Here is a 16,545-nt window from a genome sequence, read left to right on the forward strand (position 1 = left end):
TCGGTGGAGCTGCATGACAAGGTCATCGGGCATTATCTGAACATAAAACACTATCAGTAAGTTGGAGTCATTACCCTATCCATTAACTGGCCTCCTGCGCAGGTTGTTTCAGTTGTTGAATGCTTTGATTAATAAAACACAAGGCATAAAACATCATTACCACTCCACTTAATGGCAGAATGATATATACGTATCCCATCGGTATTTGCATAGCGGCAGATACCTGTGATGTTGCCAGTGTTTTATCAATTAATTTCAGGCCACCAGTCACAATGACCGAACCGGCAAAACCTAAAATGAGAACGTTAATGACTATACTAAGAAGTAATTGTTTGCGCTTATTCAGGGCGAGAGCAAATAAATCAATAGAGAGATGTCGCTGCGCGCCGACGGTATATGCAGCACCTAATAATCCTACCCAGATCATCAAAAAGCGTGCCAGCTCATCGGTTAATGTACTTGGCTGGTTAAGTACGTAGCGGCTAAATACTTGCCAGACTACGCATACAACCAGAGCAAGCATTACGGCGACAGAAAACGTGGCAATGACGCGGTCTACCGCAAGTTTCAGGCGGTTAAATATCATTGTAAGCATCCTGGAAAATCAGGGCCAGAGGCTGGCCCGGAATATTATTGAGCAGCGTTGTCGAATTTCTCTAACAAAGCAGCTTGTTTTGGATCTTTTTTGAAGTCGTCAAACAGAGGTTGCACGGCTTTACGGAATGGCGCTTTATCCACTTTTACAATTTCACCCCCCATAGCTTTCGCCTGAGCACGTGTGTCAGCGTCAATTTTTTCCCACAATTTTTGTTGATAAGCTTCGGATTTCTTCGCCGCTGTTTCGAGGATTTGTTGCTGTTCTGGGGTTAATTTATTCCATGTTTTGGTGGAGATAACCAAAAAGTCAGGAATTGAGGCGTGTTCATCTTCAGAAAAAACTTTGGCAATTTCAATATGTCGAGTCTGCATCCAGGAAGGCACGTTATTTTCTGCGCCATCTACTACACCTTGCTGCATCGCAGTATAAACTTCGCCAAATGAAATTGGAGTGGGTGAACCACCCATCAGTTCAATCATTTTGATGGTGGTCGGACTTGGCTGAACACGAATTTTCAGTCCTTTAAGATCTTCTGGCTTTGTAATCGGTTTTTTCGCATAGAAACTGCGAGTACCCGCTACATAAGCTGATAAAGCAAAAAAGCCTTTGTCTTTTGTTGAGTCCATAATTTCTTTACCAACTTCACCAAAAACAACTTAATAAGAACGGCAAATTATAGATAGCATAAATATTATCAAAAGACTCCAGATCACTGGCGGAACCTTTGGTCATATCCAGTGCGCCATTTTGCAACAATTCCATAGTTTCTCGCGCATTACCCATCTGGCTGCTGGGATAAATACGGATCACCATATTACCTTTTGACAGCTGTTTTACCTCTTTCGCCAGCTCTTCAAAACTCTGATGTACAACATGACTTCTTTCCAGGTTGTGTGCTAACTTTAACGCCACTTTTTCTGCGGCGTTTACGCCAGTGCTAACCAGAGCCAGCAAGGATGCGCAGACTAATGAGCGGGTAAATGACCTCATTTTCATAAAAAAACTCCCTGTTGAAGGATGGAAATTGGTTGATATCTAATTGTGCTTATCAGTGATTTGTGCGACAAATTGGTTAACCTGTCTGATAACTTGTCTATGTTTATCACAACTTGAAATAAAGTCAGAAATTAAATATTAAATTTGTGCGCCAGGTTGTACATATTTATAATCAATGAATGATTAGTAAATATTCACTAAATATATATAATAAATGTCGTCGATATTTATTCAGTAAGAAATATATTTCTGCCGAGGTTAATTAACGGGGGGATAAAAGAAGTGATTAATGCGCCCGCAGGCGCATTAATGATTACTCAGCGAGGAATAATTCAAGAAGTGAGTTTAAGAATAATTTACCATGTTCCGTTATCTGCCAGTAATCCGCACATTCGGTGAGATAACCCTGGGCAATCGCCTCGTCTAACTGTGGGCGAATCACATCTTCGCAAAGCCCGGTATACGCAATAAACTCCACGCGCGGCGCGGCCTCCAGCAGACGGAAGCGATTCATAAAGAACTCAAACGGCTTATCTGCGGCTTCGACATCACGCTGGCTTTCCAGATACCTTCCTTGCATAAAACCACGAGGATGACGCGTTTTAGTGGTACGCAGAATGCGCCCATCCGGGAAGGTCACTTTGCCGTGCGCGCCGCAGCCAATACCGATGTAGTCACCAAAGCGCCAGTAGTTGAGATTGTGCTGGCACTGATAACCGGGTTTGGCGTAAGCGGAAGTTTCATATTGCTGATAACCCGCTGCGGTTAATAACTGATGCCCCTGTTCGAAAATATCCCACAGCGCGTCATCGTCCGGCAGCACCGGCGGTCGCGAGCCAAACAGCGTATTAGGTTCGATAGTCAGTTGATACCAGGAAAGATGCGGCGGATTCAGTTCAATGGCCTGGCGTAGATCGCCAAGCGCCTCTTCCAGTGATTGATCCGGTAGTCCATGCATCAAATCAAGGTTAAAGCTACGTAACCCTAAACCGCTCGCCAGCTTTGCCGCTCGTTTCGCTTCTTGCGGGCCATGAATACGCCCAAGTCGTTTCAGCTTTTCTTCGCTAAAACTCTGCACACCAATAGAGATGCGGTTTACACCAGCACGCTGATAATCGACAAAGCGATCCGCTTCTACCGTGCCTGGGTTCGCTTCCATAGTAATTTCTGCATCCGCTGCCAGCGGCAAACGCGCACGCACGCCGTCTAGCAGCGTTTGCATCGCCGGGCCGGAAAGCAGGCTCGGCGTACCACCGCCAATAAAGATTGTCTTTACTTCACGGCCCTGAGCGTAAGCCACATCATTGTCCAGATCGCAAAGCAGATGCTGAACATAATCGTCGTGCGGCACTTCTCCTTTCAACGCGTGAGAGTTGAAATCGCAGTACGGGCATTTCTGCACGCACCACGGGATGTGAATGTAGAGACTCAGCGGCGGTAATTTAACCATTACGTAAAGCGTCCAGCAGCAGTTTCAACGCCTGACCACGGTGGGAAATGGCGCTCTTTTCTTCGCGGGTCAGTTCGGCGGCGGTTTTCCCTTCGGAAGGTACGAAGAAGATTGGATCATAACCAAAGCCACCAGTGCCCGCTGGTTCGCGAGTAATCACGCCCGGCCAGCTGCCGTGGCATACCAGCGGAGTCGGATCTTCCGCGTGACGCAGATATACCAGCACGCAGTGGAAACGCGCCTGACGTTGGTCGTCCGGTACGTCTTTCAGTGTTTCCAACAGTTTTTGCAGATTCTTTTGATCGGTCGCGTCTTCACCGGAATAACGCGCGGAGTAAATACCCGGCGCGCCACCCAGCGCATCTACCGCCAGACCAGAGTCGTCGGCAATTGCCGGTAAACCGGTCACTTTTGCCGCATGGCGCGCTTTCAGAATCGCGTTTTCGATAAAGGTTAGGCCGGTTTCTTCAGCGGAATCAACGCCGAGGTCTGTTTGGGCCACGATATCAAGACCAAAGTCGCTAAGCAGCGACGCCAGCTCACGCACTTTACCGGCATTGCCGGTTGCGAGGACAACTTTTTGCATAGGATACCTAATTAATTAACGCCGCGATTTCTGGCGGGATTTGTTGCGGATTAATGATTTTAATTTGTTTGTGGCGGCCAAGTTCGCCTTTTTCAATCACCACCTGGCTTTTGGCAACCCGGAATTGCTTACCGAGAAACTTCACCAGATGACTGTTGGCCTGGCCGTCAACCGGCGGCGCGGTAATGGCGACTTTAACTTCGTCGCCATGTAAACCGACAATAGAATCACGGCTGGCTTTCGGCTGAATATAGAGCCGTAAAACCAGACCGTCATCATTAACTGTTACGGCACTCATAACGCCATCCACAGCCCCGGCAGCAGCATGTTTCCGGTTGCCTGTAATACTTCTGCGACACCCATATTGATGGCATACAGCAGCAGAACGAGGATCATCGGCGAGAAATCAATCCCACCCATTGCCGGTAGCAAGCGGCGAATCGGGCGCAGCAGCGGATCGGCCAGCTGAATCAGCACGTATTCAATCGGGCTACGACCCTGGCTTACCCAGCTCATAATCGCCATCACCAGCAGGACCCAGAAAATCAGCAAGCCGATGGTTTTCAGCAGAATCAGTAAACCGGCAATCCAGATGATTGGCAGGAAGGTCACCACTTCAAACAGCACAATGGCTTTGATAAAACTGAGAATATAGGCAACCAGCAGCGAGGCGCTGTCAATGGGACCCATTGCCGGAATAACGCGGCGCAGTGGCCCGATAATTGGCTGCGCTACCTTCACTACAAACTGTGAGAAGGGGGTGTAAAAATCACAATGAGCACACTGCATCCAGATGCGTAATAACAGCACCATTGTATACAGCTCAATGACCGTTGAAAGCAGGAAAGTCAACGTATTCATGGCGTTCCTTTAATTCCTTATTTTTTAGAGTAATCACGCGCACCAAAAATTGCAGTGCCGATACGAACCATCGTGCTACCTGCCGCAATGGCGGCTTCCATATCGTCCGACATTCCCAGAGAGAGCGTGTCGATATGCGGGTAGCGCGTTTTCAGTCCGGCAAATGCTACAGCCATTTGGCGTGCAACTTCAAACTGCCTTACATATTCTGACTCAAGCGCAGGGATTGCCATCAGCCCGCGCAGACGTAAACGCGGTAGTTCAGCGACCGCCGCTGCCAGCTCGTCCAGTTCTGCCAGTTGAATCCCGGACTTACTGTTTTCATCACTAATATTAATTTGAATCAGTACGTTAAGAGGGGGAAGTTCTGCCGGGCGCTGCTCGTTGAGGCGGGTAGCAATGCGCAAACGGTCGATGGTATGACACCAGTCGAAATGCTCTGCCACTAGGCGGCTTTTATTAGACTGCAACGGGCCAATAAAATGCCATTCTAATCCTGTTACGCCCAGTTCCTGAAAGTGGCGAATTTTATCTACCCCTTCCTGAACGTAGTTTTCACCAAATTGACGCTGCCCGGCATCAATGGCTTCTGCGATGGCGCTCGCAGGTTTTGTTTTACTGACTGCAAGCAGCGTAATTTCTTCTGGAGAACGGCCGCAACGCGTTGCAGCCGCTGAGATTTTGTCCCGGACCTGTGCCAGGTTATGCGCAATATCGTTCATTTTCCGAGGATCTTAGTATGAATATGGAAGAAATTGTGGCCCTTAGTGTAAAGCATAACGTCTCGGATCTACACCTGTGCAGCGCCTGGCCCGCACGATGGCGCATTCGTGGCAGAATGGAAGCTGCGCCGTTTGATGCGCCGGACGTCGAAGAGCTACTGCGGGAGTGGCTGGATGACGATCAGCGGGCAATATTGCTGGAAAATGGCCAGCTGGATTTTGCCGTGTCGCTGGCGGAAAACCAGCGGTTGCGTGGCAGTGCGTTCGCGCAACGGCAAGGTATTTCTCTGGCATTACGGTTGTTACCTTCGCACTGTCCACAGCTCGAACAGCTTGGTGCACCACCGGTATTGCCGGAATTACTCAAGAGCGAGAATGGCCTGATTCTGGTGACGGGGGCTACGGGGAGTGGCAAATCTACCACGCTGGCGGCGATGGTTGGCTATCTTAATCAACATGCCGATGCGCATATTCTGACGCTGGAAGATCCTGTGGAATATCTCTATGCCAGCCAGCGATGTTTGATCCAGCAGCGGGAAATTGGTTTGCACTGTATGACGTTCGCATCGGGGTTGCGGGCTGCATTGCGGGAAGATCCTGATGTGATTTTGCTCGGAGAGCTACGTGACAGTGAGACAATCCGTCTGGCGCTGACGGCGGCAGAAACCGGGCATCTGGTGCTGGCAACCTTACATACACGTGGTGCCGCGCAGGCAGTTGAGCGACTGGTGGATTCATTTCCGGCGCAGGAAAAAGATCCCGTACGTAATCAACTTGCGGGTAGTTTACGGGCAGTGCTGTCACAAAAGCTGGAAGTGGATAAACAGGAAGGACGCGTGGCGCTGTTTGAATTACTGATTAACACTCCCGCGGTGGGGAATTTGATTCGCGAAGGGAAAACCCACCAGTTACCGCATGTTATTCAAACCGGGCAGAAGGTGGGGATGTTAACGTTTCAGCAGAGTTATCAGCAGCGGGTGGGGGAAGGGCGTTTGTGACGTTGCCATGCCCGATGCGCAAGTTTATAGGGCCTATAAAGGCAATAAATGTCTGATGCGACGCTAACGCGTCTTATCAGACCTACAGCCGCTGCCAGATGTGTGCTGGATAAGGCGTTCACGCCGCATCCGGCAAGATGGCGGTAACGACTATCCGCCAGGCTTTTAGATCGCCTTAATATCCCTGCTCGAAATAGCTTTCGAGAATAATAACCGCAGAGGCAGAGTCAACTTTGCCTTTGTTGAGCGCCCGATAGCCGCCCTGTTCAAAAAGACCGGAACGGGCTTCCACAGTGCTAAGACGCTCGTCATGGAGCTTTACTTCAACACCGAAACGACCATGAATACGGTTGGCAAATTTGCGCGCTCTGGCGGTTAACGGCTGTTCGGTGCCGTCCATATTCAGCGGCAAACCGACGATGATTTCGTCAGGCTGCCACTCTTTCAGTAAACGTTCGATGAGGTTCCAGTCCGGCGTACCGTCCTGCGCTTTAATTGCAGGCAAAGGGCGAGCGGTGCCGGTAATGCGTTGGCCGACCGCTACGCCAATGCTTTTGGTGCCGAAGTCGAAGGCGAGTAAGGTTCCACTCATCAGGCGTGTCCTGCCACACCAGGCATGGTGAGAATATCCACACCAATCAGTTTTGCCGCCTCGCGCCAGCGGTCGGCAATCGGCGTTTTGAACAGAATATTCAGATCCGCCGGGGCCGTTAGCCACGCGTTATCGAGAATTTCTTGTTCCAGTTGACCTTTTTCCCAGGAGGCATAGCCCAGAGCCACCAATACGTCAGACGGTTGTTTATCGGTGCCGAGCGTTTCCAGCACATCGCGGGAAGTGGTCATCACCGTGTTGTCTGAAATGCGAATGCTGGAAGCAAAATTGGAGGGCGGAGTATGCAAAATAAACCCGCGATCTTCAGCCAGTGGGCCGCCGAGCATAACCGGTTTATCCAGACGGATTGATTCATCACGCGGCTCCGGCGTGATCTTCAGCTTTTCCAGAATCCCTTCAATTTTGAGATTTTCCAGCGGCTTGTTGACGATGATCCCCATTGCACCATTGGTATTATGTTCGCAAATGTAGACCACGGAACGACGGAAAATCGGATCCTGGAGAGCAGGCATGGCAATAAGAAAGTGATGCTGTAAATTCATTGTCAGAGGTTCTGTTTCCTGGTTCAAAAAAGCAACAGCGCCCAGTATGCGTGGAAAGAAGGGCGCTGTCACTCAGAGTCTCAACGAGATCCTTCTCGCTAAGGTGGGTTACTGCTGCTGTAAACGTGCTTCGATGGCATCCATTAACATTCCGGTGATCGACACCGGAAACTCTGCTTCAATCTCACGAATACAGGTTGGGCTGGTGACGTTAATTTCAGTCAGACGGTCGCCGATGATATCCAGACCAACAAAAATCAGCCCTTTTTCTTTCAGCGTCGGCCCGATCTGACGGGCGATTTTCCAGTCACTTTCCGTCAGCGGACGAGGTTCACCGCGACCACCGGCAGCCAGATTGCCACGGGTTTCGCCCCCCTGCGGAATACGCGCCAGGCAGTACGGTACCGGCTCGCCATCCACCACCAGCACGCGTTTGTCGCCATCTTTAATGGCTGGCAGGTAATTTTGCGCCATGCAGTAGCAAGTGCCATGCTCAGTCAGGGTTTCGGCAATCACGCCGAGGTTTGGATCGCCTTCTTTCACGCGGAAAATCGACGCGCCGCCCATACCGTCCAGCGGCTTAAGAATGATGTCGCTGTGTTTCTCCCAGAACGCTTTTAGCTGCGCTTTATTGCGCGTAACCAGCGTTTCTGGCGTTAAGTCAGAGAACCAGGCGGTAAACAGTTTCTCGTTACAGTCGCGCAGGCTCTGCGGCTTGTTAACGATCAGCGTCCCTTTCTCTTCGGCACGTTCCAGAATATAGGTCGCGTAGATAAACTCGGTATCAAACGGCGGGTCTTTACGCATCAGGATCACATCGAGATCGGCCAGCGGCAGATCCTGTTCACCGACGAACGAAAACCACTCTTCGTAGTTCTGCTTCACGTTCAGCGTGCGGGTATGGGCGCGGGCTTCGCCATTGATCAGATACAGATCGCCCATCTCCATATAGTGAAGTTCGTAACCACGACGCTGTGCTTCCAGCAACATAGCGAAACTGGAATCTTTCTTGATGTTGATGTTTGCGATGGGGTCCATCACGATGCCGAGCTTGATCATTATTCTTCTCCGTTAGCCCAAATCGCCAAATCGTACTTGTAGCGCGGTAATGGCGGTGAGCGCAGTTGTCTCTGTACGCAAAACGCGAGGTCCCAACAGGATATCAGTAAATTGATAGCGGGCAGTCATGGCAATTTCATCTGCCGATAAACCGCCTTCCGGGCCAATCAGCAGGCGGACGCGTTCAACCGGTAAAGGCAACGTATTGATGCTGTTACTGGCGCGCGGGTGAAGATTCAGTTTCAGTCCTTCATCCTGCTCTGCACACCAGGCTTCCAGATCCATCGCTGGACGGATTTCCGGCACCCGGTTACGACCACACTGCTCACAGGCAGCAATTGCAATCTTCTGCCACTGCTGAAGCTTCTTGTTCAGACGTTCACTATCCAGTTTAACGCCGCAGCGCTCAGAAAAAAGTGGCGTAATGAGGCTTACACCGAGTTCGATCGATTTCTGGATAGTAAATTCCATTTTTTCACCACGCGACATCACCTGACCGAGGTGAATATGCAGCGGAGATTCGCGATCGTCGATCTGGCCTTCCAGCACCTTCACTTCCACGCTTTTTTTGCTGGCGCTGGTAATTTCGGCGTCAAAGACCTGGTTGCTACCGTCAAACAATTGCAACGCCTGCCCCGGCCCCATGCGCAGTACGCGCCCGATATGGTTGGCGGCATCTTCGCAAAGCGCGATGTGAGAATGGCTGGTCAGTGGTTCAGGATGATAAATGCGGGGGATACGCATAGTTAAAAATCCGCGTCGTCTCCCCACGCGGTTGTACGCGTGGGGTAGGGGTTAACAAAAAGAATCCCGCTAGTGTAGGTTAGCTCTTTCGCGCCTGGCAAGCGCGTTGCACATACGGGTTATGATTGCCCTGCACCTTCGCGATGCGTTCATCGCGCTCGCACTCCCAGTCGGTAACCGGATACATCTTGTTCCATGCGTTGAACAGCTGCGTTTGCTGGCGAGAGAGTGTCAGGTTGTATTGGTCGCGCATATAGAAGTAGGTGCGCGCAATGGCACCGCGTGCACGCGCTGGTGGTTCGGCAGCTTTTTCTTTGAAATCGACCTTCATGGCGCATTGACCGTACTGGCCTTCGCCGCCATTCCACTGGCTGTACATAAAATTGCCGCGATCGCCATTCACCTCGCCGACTGACGGCTGCAGGTTATGCATATCGCTTTCCATCTTGCGATAGACCGGATCTTTAGCGCAGTTTTTACGTCCACCGTCCTGCCAGCACTGGCGCTGGTGACCGAATTGCCAGGCGGGAACGACGTGTTCCCACTCTACGCGGCTGGCGCGGTTTTCATTTTTGCGCACCTGATAGCCGCACGATTGCAGATCAACAACGCCTTTTTTGCCCTGCCAGTTAATTTTACATCCGCAATAAAACGTACCGGGCGCATCAGCGTGGACTTTTACCGCCGCGGCTTTCGCCTGAGAAAAACTATTGATACCTTCGGCCAACGTCGGGCCGGAAAATGCTGCGCTCAGTACCACCGCAGCAATAGACAAATAACGGTACATCACTTACTCCGTGTTAAAACGAGCCAGCAACGTAGCGAAAGTTGTTTTGGTATGCAATCAGCCAGATCAGGAAAGTTCCTGATAGTTCAGGTGGTTATTTCGCAACCAGCTGTTCACCGCAGTGAACACAGCGATAGATGGCCTCGCCACGAACTACGCGATTATGGCGGCGTACGGTAAGCTGATGTTCCTGGCACTTACAGCGGTAGGGGAAGGTGTTGCGACGCACGGATTGCAGTTCGAACTGATGCGTACGACGGGCGGGAACGCCCAGCACGCTTTCCATCATCCACTTCCACTCTTTGCCATGTGGCGCTACGCGGCCGAAATGTTTCCATACCAGCAAATGTGCCAGTTCGTGCGGTACCACTTCTTCAATAAAAGCTTCACTGTTTTCCAACAGCAAAACGGGATTGAGGCGGATTTCATAGCTTTCCAGCCAGGCTGTTCCGGCGGAGGTTCCGCGCTGGGTGTAAGAGAGTTTTGGCTCCGGGTAGTTACGCCCTAGCTTCAGGTTGGCCTGGGCGAGTTTTTCCCGCAGGCGGCGCATAACGGCCTGTTGGATGGCGATAGGGAGACGGGATGTTTTCATAGCGGCAGAGGATAGAGCGAAGAAAAGATGACTGCAAGAGGCGGCTTCCTCCGCGACGGGAGGAAGCCTGAGGAGATTAATCGTGAGCGCCGATTTCGCGCAGTTTACGACCTTTCATCAGATTACGTTCAATATGTTCCAGCGAAACGTGTTTGGTTTCCGGTACCAGCCACAATGTCAGCAGGATAAACAGTACGTTCAGAGCCGCATACACCCAGAAGGTGTTGGCGTTACCCAGCGTGTTGAGCATGGTCAGGAACGTTGCGCCAACGATCATGTTGGCAATCCAGTTGGTGGCGGTGGAGCAGGTGATGCCAAAATCGCGGCCTTTCAGCGGCTGAATTTCGGAGCACAGTACCCAAATCAGCGGACCGGCACTCATGGCAAAACCGACAATAAACATCAGCAGCATGGCGATGGCGAAATACTGCGCCGACGGAGAGTGGATACCGATATGCATCATTGTACCGAGTACGCCCATGCCAGCAGCCATCACCAGGAAGCCCAGCGTTAGCGTTGGTTTACGTCCCCAGCGGTCAACAAGGCCGATTGCGATAAAGGTGGCAAGTACGTTGGTCAGGCCGACAATCACTGTCCCCCACATTTGCTCGGTGGTGTTGGTATAACCCGCCAGTTCGAAGATTTTCGGCGCGTAATACATGATGACGTTCATCCCGGTGAATTGCTGCATTACCTGTAACAGTACGCCAAGGAACACCGCGCGGCGGAAGTTGCTATTCTCTTTAAACAGCGCCCAGCCACTCTGTTTAACCTGCAAACTTTCACGGATTTCATCCAGTTCGCGTTTCGCTTCCGCGCTGGTGTCACGCAGGCGTAGCAGCACGCGTTCGGCATCAACAAAACGGCGTTTGGCGGCAAACCAACGTGGGCTGTCTGGCAGGAAGAAGACACCAATCAGCAGCAAAATTGCCGGGATGATAATCACACCCAGCATCCAGCGCCATGCACCGGTGTAGCTGAAGGCGGTATCAGAAAGATAAGCACCGAGGATCCCGATAGTGATCATCAACTGATACATCGAGATCATACTGCCGCGAATTTTTTCCGGCGCAATTTCTGACAGGTACAGTGGTGCGGTATAAGAGGCCACACCCACCGCCAGCCCCAGCAGAACGCGCGAAAGAATCAGTACTTCAACGTTTGGCGCAGCCGCAGAGAACAGTGAACCGGCAACAAACAGGATTGCGCCGATCATCAGGCTCTTTTTGCGCCCGAGTTTAAAGGAGAGCCAGCCGATGCCCACCGCACCGACTGCCGCACCGAACATCATGGAGCTTACGACCCATTCTTGCGTGTGCGAAGTTATCTGGAATTCATCTGCAATAAACGGCAGTGCGCCAGCAATTACACCGATATCCAGGCCAAAGAGTAATCCCGCCAGAGCGGCAAGGAAGCAGACGAAAAACGTCATTGCCTTGTTTGACCGCCCCTGTTTTTTAGCGTCAGGCATGATGCCCTCCAATATAGTTATTTTTTATTGTGAATTAAGATAGGTGAGTACGACGTAAAAAGATGTGAAGCAAATCACATCAGTGTAATCGCTTACACTAACATTTATCTTAGTTATGATTTAAGGGCATGAAAATAATTGAGTTATATCATCATAGATTAAACGCTGTCATCTGCAATTAAGACTTTACTGAAAAGAAATGTAACAACTGTGAAAGCTGAATAATAATATGAAAATATTACAAATATTTTGCTGGTGTGGTTGGTGTAATCGGTTTCAGTTGTGATGGTAATTTGCCGTGAAACGTGATCAGGAAGAATGATGTTATTGTGCGGGCAGTTTTTTTGCCGGATGCGGCGTGAACGCCTATCCACCGCGGTGAGGTAAAAGAAAAAGGCCAGCGCGAGGCTGGCCTTTGAACGCAGGTGAAGAAAGATTACTTCAGACCGGCAGCATCGCGCAGCAGCTGCGCTTTGTCGGTTTTTTCCCACGGGAAATGTTCACGACCAAAGTGACCGTATGCTGCGGTTTCTTTGTAGATCGGGTGCAGCAGATCCAGCATCTGAATCAGTCCGTATGGGCGCAGGTCGAAGAACTCACGTACCAGCAGAGTCAGTTGTTCAGAAGGCACTTTCTCAGTACCGAAAGTTTCTACCATGATGGAGGTCGGTTCAGCCACGCCGATTGCGTAGGAAACCTGAATTTCACAACGATCGGCCAGGCCAGCAGCAACGATGTTTTTCGCGACATAACGTGCTGCGTAGGCTGCGGAACGGTCCACTTTTGATGGATCTTTACCAGAGAATGCACCGCCACCGTGACGCGCCATGCCGCCGTAGGTATCAACGATAATTTTACGGCCAGTCAGACCGCAGTCACCCATTGGGCCACCGATAACGAAACGACCGGTCGGGTTGATGAAGAATTTGGTGGCAGAAGTCAGCCATTCAGCGGGCAGAATTGGCTTGATGATCTCTTCCATTACCGCTTCTTGCAGCGATTTCTGGTCGATCTCTTCAGAGTGCTGAGTGGAAAGCACGACAGCATCAATACCAACGATTTTGCCGTCGTCATACTGGAAAGTCACCTGGCTTTTCGCGTCCGGGCGCAGCCACGGCAGAGTGCCGTTTTTACGCACTTCAGCCTGACGCTGTACCAGACGGTGTGCATAGGTGATAGGTGCTGGCATCAGCACGTCGGTTTCATTAGTTGCGTAGCCAAACATCAGACCCTGGTCACCCGCGCCCTGTTCCAGCGGATCGGCACGGTCAACGCCTTGGTTGATGTCAGGAGACTGTTTGCCGATAGCGCTCAGAACCGCACAGGAGTTAGCGTCAAAGCCCATGTCGGAATGCACATAGCCAATTTCGCGAACGGTGTTACGGGTGATCTCTTCGATGTCTACCCAGGCGCTGGTGGTGATTTCGCCGCCAACTAAAACCATGCCGGTTTTTACGTAGGTTTCGCAAGCAACGCGTGCTTTCGGATCCTGTTCGAGGATCGCGTCTAAAACGGCATCAGAGATTTGGTCAGCAATTTTGTCAGGATGCCCTTCAGAGACGGACTCGGACGTAAAAAGGTGTTTTGCCATATTTAATATCACCTAAAGAGAATTTGGTTAGCTCAAACTGTTGTGTGGATTTTCTGTGGTAGCGGATCCTACCACGACTCTGCAGGTTAAAAACACTGGCAGTCTGAGTGTTAATCGGTATGGATGGATTAACATCTGGATGGCTATTTTAGGTCAATTCTTCACCCGATTTCCACTTTTTTTTGAATCGTGTCTCATTCTGTTAAAAACGTGGCTGGAAATTTTTCCTGACAATGCCGGCATTCTGCGTATTTATCTTTTGCAATTTTCTGCCATTGTGGGGTATAAAACGCGGCGCGCGGCTTAAATAAAAAGCACACGACGTTTCTTTCGTGTTGCCACTTCCAGCCGGGTTGAAATCAGAGTTTTGGCTTGTGGGTTCGTCTTAACAGGCGGCCGTGGAGGTGATACGAAATAATGAACCGTTGTCTGCTGCTTAACCTGTCTCACCGTTCTGGTGAAGACTCGTTCCCCGCACTCTGCATCTCTGCTTTGCATACCTGCCGATGTTATACCCATCTCGGCGCTTCTCAGGATTCAAGAGCTGGTTACAGTTACTGAGGACTGAACAAGGGCGCTCTTGTAAAAACAAGAGTTTTCTCGTGGTTTCGCCGAACTGTCACACTTACGTTCGGTTATGTGCTTAATAATGTTATGAAAAAGAAACCGGTTGCGCAGTCGGAGCGTCAGCATACACTGCTGGAAAATCCATGTGCTTATGGGTTGTTATCGCAGTTCCAGGCTGCGACAGTCGTTAACTGTTTTACACTTAATAAAATAATTTGAGGTTCGCTATGTCTGACGACATGTCTATGGGTTTGCCTTCGTCAGCGGGCGAACACGGTGTACTACGCTCCATGCAGGAGGTTGCAATGAGCTCCCAGGAAGCCAGCAAGATGCTGCGTACTTACAATATTGCCTGGTGGGGCAATAACTACTATGACGTTAACGAGCTGGGCCACATCAGCGTGTGCCCGGACCCGGACGTCCCGGAAGCTCGCGTCGATCTCGCGCAGTTAGTGAAAACTCGTGAAGCACAGGGTCAGCGTCTGCCTGCACTGTTCTGTTTCCCACAGATCCTGCAGCACCGTTTGCGTTCCATTAACGCCGCGTTCAAACGTGCGAGGGAATCCTACGGCTATAACGGCGATTACTTCCTTGTTTATCCGATCAAAGTTAACCAGCACCGCCGCGTGATCGAGTCCCTGATTCATTCGGGTGAACCGCTGGGTCTGGAAGCCGGTTCCAAAGCCGAGTTGATGGCAGTGCTGGCACATGCTGGCATGACTCGTAGCGTCATCGTCTGCAACGGTTATAAAGACCGCGAATATATCCGCCTGGCATTAATTGGCGAGAAGATGGGGCACAAGGTCTATCTGGTCATTGAGAAGATGTCAGAAATCGCCATTGTGCTGGATGAAGCAGAACGTCTGAATGTCGTTCCTCGTCTGGGCGTGCGTGCACGTCTGGCTTCGCAGGGCTCGGGTAAATGGCAGTCCTCCGGCGGGGAAAAATCGAAGTTCGGCCTGGCTGCGACTCAGGTACTGCAACTGGTTGAAACCCTGCGTGAAGCCGGGCGTCTCGACAGCCTGCAACTACTGCACTTCCACCTCGGTTCGCAGATGGCGAATATTCGCGATATCGCGACAGGCGTTCGTGAATCCGCGCGTTTCTATGTGGAACTGCACAAGCTGGGCGTCAATATTCAGTGCTTCGACGTCGGCGGCGGTCTGGGCGTGGATTATGAAGGCACCCGTTCGCAGTCTGACTGCTCCGTAAACTATGGCCTCAATGAATACGCCAACAACATCATCTGGGCGATTGGCGATGCGTGTGAAGAAAATGGTCTGCCGCATCCGACGGTAATCACCGAATCGGGCCGTGCGGTGACTGCGCACCATACCGTGCTGGTGTCGAATATCATCGGCGTGGAACGTAACGAATATACGGTGCCGACCGCGCCCGTAGAAGATGCGCCGCGTGCGCTGCAAAGCATGTGGGAAACCTGGCAGGAAATGCACGAACCGGGAACTCGCCGTTCTTTGCGTGAATGGTTACACGACAGCCAGATGGATCTGCACGACATTCATATCGGCTACTCTTCCGGCACCTTTAGCCTGCAAGAACGTGCATGGGCAGAACAACTCTATCTGAGCATGTGCCATGAAGTGCAGAAGCAACTGGATCCGCAAAACCGTGCGCATCGTCCGATAATCGACGAACTGCAGGAACGTATGGCGGACAAAATGTACGTCAATTTCTCGCTGTTCCAGTCAATGCCGGACGCATGGGGGATCGACCAGTTGTTCCCGGTTCTACCGCTGGAAGGGCTGGATCAAGTGCCGGAACGTCGCGCTGTGCTGCTGGATATTACCTGTGACTCTGACGGTGCTATCGACCACTATATTGATGGTGATGGTATTGCCACGACAATGCCAATGCCGGAGTACGATCCAGAGAATCCGCCGATGCTCGGTTTCTTTATGGTCGGTGCATATCAGGAGATCCTTGGCAATATGCACAACCTGTTCGGTGATACCGAAGCAGTTGACGTGTTCGTGTTCCCTGACGGTAGCGTAGAAGTAGAACTGTCTGACGAAGGCGATACCGTGGCGGACATGCTGCAATATGTACAGCTCGATCCGAAAACGCTGTTAACCCAGTTCCGCGATCAAGTGAAGAAAACCGATCTTGATGCTGAACTGCAACAACAGTTCCTTGAAGAGTTCGAGGCAGGTTTGTACGGTTATACTTATCTTGAAGATGAATAATTAAGATTATTCCGCTGGCGGGTCGATTTATTTACGTAAATCGGCCCGCTTTCTTTTTATATATTCTTAAAAATAATCTAGCTGCTTTTCTGGTAATGCTGCCAACTTACTGATTTAGTGTATGATGGTGATTTTAAGGTGCTTGCGTGGCTTCCATTTCCATC

At 50.8% G+C, this 16,545-nt stretch carries 20 protein-coding genes and 1 pseudogene; 6 read left to right on the forward strand and 15 right to left on the reverse strand.

What is annotated here, in order from left to right; all coding sequences use genetic code 11:
• Positions 1–60, forward strand: a 60-nt coding sequence (locus ABZJ92_RS16100; RefSeq protein ID WP_071528444.1) for an IS1 family transposase, incomplete at its 5' end; no start/stop codon positions are given.
• Positions 61–82: 22 nt separating this feature from the next.
• Here ABZJ92_RS16100 and ABZJ92_RS16105 read toward each other — a convergent pair.
• From ABZJ92_RS16105 to yggS, 7 genes and pseudogenes are all read right to left on the reverse strand, one after another.
• The gene (locus ABZJ92_RS16105) at positions 83–586 is read right to left on the reverse strand and encodes a TRAP transporter small permease (RefSeq protein ID WP_000577041.1); all 504 of its coding nucleotides are present in this window, start codon (positions 584–586) and stop codon (positions 83–85) included.
• 44 nt (positions 587–630) lie between these two features.
• Positions 631–1,594: pseudogene (locus ABZJ92_RS16110) on the reverse strand (TRAP transporter substrate-binding protein).
• Positions 1,595–1,907: 313 nt separating this feature from the next.
• Entirely contained in the window at positions 1,908–3,044 is a 1,137-nt protein-coding gene (gene hemW, locus ABZJ92_RS16115) for a radical SAM family heme chaperone HemW (protein ID WP_000239924.1), read from the reverse strand.
• Positions 3,037–3,630, reverse strand: a complete 594-nt coding sequence (locus ABZJ92_RS16120; protein ID WP_001174735.1) for an XTP/dITP diphosphatase — start codon at positions 3,628–3,630, stop codon at positions 3,037–3,039. The genes hemW and ABZJ92_RS16120 overlap by 8 nt, the downstream gene beginning before the upstream one ends.
• A 7-nt stretch (positions 3,631–3,637) precedes the next feature.
• Entirely contained in the window at positions 3,638–3,928 is a 291-nt protein-coding gene (yggU, locus tag ABZJ92_RS16125; RefSeq protein ID WP_001277222.1) for a DUF167 family protein YggU, read from the reverse strand.
• Positions 3,925–4,491 carry an osmotic shock tolerance protein YggT gene (yggT, locus tag ABZJ92_RS16130; RefSeq protein WP_001094817.1) on the reverse strand — a complete coding sequence of 189 codons (567 nt, stop codon included), beginning with the start codon at positions 4,489–4,491 and terminating at the stop codon, positions 3,925–3,927. Before yggT ends, yggU begins: the two co-directional genes overlap by 4 nt.
• Positions 4,492–4,508: 17 nt before the next feature.
• Complete coding sequence (gene yggS / locus ABZJ92_RS16135) at positions 4,509–5,213, reverse strand: pyridoxal phosphate homeostasis protein (protein ID WP_000997800.1); 705 nt, start codon at positions 5,211–5,213, stop codon at positions 4,509–4,511.
• A 17-nt stretch (positions 5,214–5,230) separates the two neighbouring features.
• Between yggS and ABZJ92_RS16140 the strand changes: the two genes are divergently transcribed.
• On the forward strand, positions 5,231–6,211 hold the full coding sequence (locus ABZJ92_RS16140; RefSeq protein ID WP_001055626.1) for a PilT/PilU family type 4a pilus ATPase: 981 nt from the start codon (positions 5,231–5,233) through the stop codon (positions 6,209–6,211).
• Positions 6,212–6,386: 175 nt separating this feature from the next.
• Here the strand turns inward: ABZJ92_RS16140 and ruvX are convergent, their stop codons facing one another.
• The 8 genes from ruvX to metK all read right to left on the reverse strand — a co-directional run bounded on the left by ruvX (position 6,387) and on the right by metK (position 13,610).
• Entirely contained in the window at positions 6,387–6,803 is a 417-nt protein-coding gene (gene ruvX, locus ABZJ92_RS16145) for a Holliday junction resolvase RuvX (RefSeq protein ID WP_000017111.1), read from the reverse strand.
• Positions 6,803–7,366 carry a YqgE/AlgH family protein gene (locus tag ABZJ92_RS16150; RefSeq protein ID WP_001053178.1) on the reverse strand — a complete coding sequence of 188 codons (564 nt, stop codon included), beginning with the start codon at positions 7,364–7,366 and terminating at the stop codon, positions 6,803–6,805. Before ABZJ92_RS16150 ends, ruvX begins: the two co-directional genes overlap by 1 nt.
• A 108-nt stretch (positions 7,367–7,474) precedes the next feature.
• A complete protein-coding gene (gene gshB, locus ABZJ92_RS16155; RefSeq protein WP_000593267.1) occupies positions 7,475–8,425 on the reverse strand; it encodes a glutathione synthase in 951 nt (316 codons plus the stop codon).
• Between the two features lie 12 nt (positions 8,426–8,437).
• Positions 8,438–9,169 (reverse strand): 16S rRNA (uracil(1498)-N(3))-methyltransferase, encoded by a 732-nt coding sequence (gene rsmE / locus ABZJ92_RS16160; RefSeq protein WP_001222509.1) that lies wholly within the window; start codon positions 9,167–9,169, stop codon positions 8,438–8,440.
• A 79-nt stretch (positions 9,170–9,248) separates the two neighbouring features.
• Positions 9,249–9,956 carry a deoxyribonuclease I gene (gene endA, locus ABZJ92_RS16165; protein WP_000286517.1) on the reverse strand — a complete coding sequence of 236 codons (708 nt, stop codon included), beginning with the start codon at positions 9,954–9,956 and terminating at the stop codon, positions 9,249–9,251.
• Between the two features lie 94 nt (positions 9,957–10,050).
• Positions 10,051–10,548: a SprT family zinc-dependent metalloprotease gene (locus ABZJ92_RS16170; protein WP_005051770.1), complete on the reverse strand. Its 498-nt coding sequence runs from the start codon at positions 10,546–10,548 to the stop codon at positions 10,051–10,053.
• Positions 10,549–10,624: 76 nt separating this feature from the next.
• Positions 10,625–12,019, reverse strand: coding sequence for a galactose/proton symporter (gene galP, locus ABZJ92_RS16175; RefSeq protein WP_001112298.1), 1,395 nt, complete (start codon positions 12,017–12,019; stop codon positions 10,625–10,627).
• Between the two features lie 436 nt (positions 12,020–12,455).
• Complete coding sequence (gene metK / locus ABZJ92_RS16180; protein ID WP_001062128.1) at positions 12,456–13,610, reverse strand: methionine adenosyltransferase; 1,155 nt, start codon at positions 13,608–13,610, stop codon at positions 12,456–12,458.
• 55 nt (positions 13,611–13,665) lie between these two features.
• Here metK and yqgD point away from each other — a divergent pair, with 55 nt between their 5' ends.
• The 4 genes from yqgD to speA all read left to right on the forward strand — a co-directional run bounded on the left by yqgD (position 13,666) and on the right by speA (position 16,381).
• The gene (yqgD, locus tag ABZJ92_RS16185) at positions 13,666–13,917 is read left to right on the forward strand and encodes a protein YqgD (protein WP_001303651.1); all 252 of its coding nucleotides are present in this window, start codon (positions 13,666–13,668) and stop codon (positions 13,915–13,917) included.
• A gap of 110 nt (positions 13,918–14,027) precedes the next feature.
• Entirely contained in the window at positions 14,028–14,171 is a 144-nt protein-coding gene (yqgG, locus tag ABZJ92_RS16190; protein WP_001297404.1) for a protein YqgG, read from the forward strand.
• Between the two features lie 93 nt (positions 14,172–14,264).
• Complete coding sequence (yqgB, locus tag ABZJ92_RS16195) at positions 14,265–14,396, forward strand: acid stress response protein YqgB (protein ID WP_005051767.1); 132 nt, start codon at positions 14,265–14,267, stop codon at positions 14,394–14,396.
• Positions 14,397–14,404: 8 nt separating this feature from the next.
• Positions 14,405–16,381: a biosynthetic arginine decarboxylase gene (gene speA / locus ABZJ92_RS16200; protein WP_005096955.1), complete on the forward strand. Its 1,977-nt coding sequence runs from the start codon at positions 14,405–14,407 to the stop codon at positions 16,379–16,381.
• Positions 16,382–16,545 lie beyond the last annotated feature (164 nt).

The organism is Shigella sp. FJ200513 (assembly GCF_040495915.1).
Taxonomy (GTDB): domain Bacteria; phylum Pseudomonadota; class Gammaproteobacteria; order Enterobacterales; family Enterobacteriaceae; genus ECMA0423.

Coding starts and splice junctions, on each gene's coding strand:
- galP (WP_001112298.1), bottom strand. CDS start 12,019: ATGCCTGACGCTAAAAAACAGGGGCGGTCAAACAAGGCAATGACGTTT.
- yggU (WP_001277222.1), bottom strand. CDS start 3,928: ATGAGTGCCGTAACAGTTAATGATGACGGTCTGGTTTTACGGCTCTAT.
- gshB (WP_000593267.1), bottom strand. CDS start 8,425: ATGATCAAGCTCGGCATCGTGATGGACCCCATCGCAAACATCAACATC.
- yggT (WP_001094817.1), bottom strand. CDS start 4,491: ATGAATACGTTGACTTTCCTGCTTTCAACGGTCATTGAGCTGTATACA.
- hemW (WP_000239924.1), bottom strand. CDS start 3,044: ATGGTTAAATTACCGCCGCTGAGTCTCTACATTCACATCCCGTGGTGC.
- ruvX (WP_000017111.1), bottom strand. CDS start 6,803: ATGAGTGGAACCTTACTCGCCTTCGACTTCGGCACCAAAAGCATTGGC.
- yqgG (WP_001297404.1), top strand. CDS start 14,028: ATGAACCGTTGTCTGCTGCTTAACCTGTCTCACCGTTCTGGTGAAGAC.
- endA (WP_000286517.1), bottom strand. CDS start 9,956: ATGTACCGTTATTTGTCTATTGCTGCGGTGGTACTGAGCGCAGCATTT.
- ABZJ92_RS16120 (WP_001174735.1), bottom strand. CDS start 3,630: ATGCAAAAAGTTGTCCTCGCAACCGGCAATGCCGGTAAAGTGCGTGAG.
- ABZJ92_RS16170 (WP_005051770.1), bottom strand. CDS start 10,548: ATGAAAACATCCCGTCTCCCTATCGCCATCCAACAGGCCGTTATGCGC.
- speA (WP_005096955.1), top strand. CDS start 14,405: ATGTCTGACGACATGTCTATGGGTTTGCCTTCGTCAGCGGGCGAACAC.
- yqgB (WP_005051767.1), top strand. CDS start 14,265: ATGAAAAAGAAACCGGTTGCGCAGTCGGAGCGTCAGCATACACTGCTG.
- metK (WP_001062128.1), bottom strand. CDS start 13,610: ATGGCAAAACACCTTTTTACGTCCGAGTCCGTCTCTGAAGGGCATCCT.
- ABZJ92_RS16105 (WP_000577041.1), bottom strand. CDS start 586: ATGATATTTAACCGCCTGAAACTTGCGGTAGACCGCGTCATTGCCACG.
- rsmE (WP_001222509.1), bottom strand. CDS start 9,169: ATGCGTATCCCCCGCATTTATCATCCTGAACCACTGACCAGCCATTCT.
- ABZJ92_RS16140 (WP_001055626.1), top strand. CDS start 5,231: ATGAATATGGAAGAAATTGTGGCCCTTAGTGTAAAGCATAACGTCTCG.
- yggS (WP_000997800.1), bottom strand. CDS start 5,213: ATGAACGATATTGCGCATAACCTGGCACAGGTCCGGGACAAAATCTCA.
- ABZJ92_RS16150 (WP_001053178.1), bottom strand. CDS start 7,366: ATGAATTTACAGCATCACTTTCTTATTGCCATGCCTGCTCTCCAGGAT.